Here is a 1,190-nt window from a genome sequence, read left to right as displayed (position 1 = left end):
ACGGGTGTTGATCTTGCCAATGTGAAGATGTCGATGAACCCGTTCGACGAGATTGCGGTTGAAGAGGCGATCCGTCTGAAGGAAGCGGGCAAGGCCGAGGAGGTCGTTGCGGTTTCGATCGGCGTGAAACAGGCGCAGGAGACCCTGCGCACCGCTCTGGCCATGGGCGCCGACCGGGCGATCCTTGTTGTGGCCGCCGATGACGTGCACACCGACATCGAACCGCTGGCCGTTGCCAAGATCCTTGCCAAAATCGTGGAAGAGGAACAGCCGGGTCTGGTTCTCTGCGGCAAGCAGGCGATCGACAACGACATGAACGCCACCGGGCAGATGCTCTCGGCGCTTTTGGGCTGGTCGCAGGGCACCTTTGCCTCGGAACTTTCGGTCGAGGGCGACAGCGCCACCGTCACCCGCGAGGTCGACGGGGGCCTGCAGACCATCACCGTGAAGATGCCCGCCATCATCACCGTGGACCTGCGCCTGAACGAGCCGCGCTATGCGAGCTTGCCGAACATCATGAAGGCGAAGAAGAAGCCGCTGGATGAGAAGACCGCCGCCGATTACGGCGTCGATGTCACCCCGCGCCTGACCATCGTGTCGACCTCGGAGCCCGAGGCGCGCAAGGCCGGTGAAATCGTTGGCTCGGTGGACGAGCTGGTATCGAAACTCAAGGAAGCGGGGGCGCTCTGATGGCTGTACTTCTCCTGGGCGAAGTCAACAATGGTGAGCTGTCGATGGACGCCACCGCCAAGGCCGTGGCCGCCGCGGGCAAGCTGGGCGATGTGACCGTGCTCTGCGCCGGGGCCTCGGCCGCCGCCGCCGCCGCCGAGGCCGCGACGATCAAGGGCGTGGCCCGCGTGCTCTGCGCCGAAGATGCGACGCTGGGTCACCGGCTGGCCGAACCGACCGCGGCGCTGATCGTGTCGCTGGCCGGCGACTACAGCCACATCGTGGCCCCGGCCACCACCGATGCCAAGAACGTGCTGCCCCGGGTGGCCGCGCTGCTGGACGTGATGGTGATCTCGGACGTGTCGGGCGTGGTTGACGCCGACACATTCGAGCGGCCGATCTACGCGGGCAACGCGATCCAGACCGTGAAATCGGGCGATGCGACCAAGGTCGTGTCGATCCGGACCTCGAGCTTCGAGGCCGCGGAAACCGGCGGGTCGGCCACGGTCGAAACCATCGGC

At 65.9% G+C, this 1,190-nt stretch carries 1 protein-coding gene and 1 pseudogene; both read left to right on the top strand.

The window, feature by feature from the left end; genetic code table 11:
• The coding region (locus EU803_RS18450; protein ID WP_129685608.1) for an electron transfer flavoprotein subunit beta/FixA family protein at positions 1-690 on the top strand (690 nt) is incomplete at its 5' end.
• Positions 690-1,190: pseudogene (locus EU803_RS18445) on the top strand (electron transfer flavoprotein subunit alpha/FixB family protein); the annotation flags it as partial. The gene EU803_RS18450 and the pseudogene EU803_RS18445, both read left to right, overlap by 1 nt.

This window comes from Loktanella sp. IMCC34160 (assembly GCF_004145845.1).
Taxonomy (GTDB): domain Bacteria; phylum Pseudomonadota; class Alphaproteobacteria; order Rhodobacterales; family Rhodobacteraceae; genus SELP01.
The sequence above is the reverse complement of the archived record's forward strand: the minus strand, read 5'-3'. Positions and strand labels throughout refer to the sequence as shown.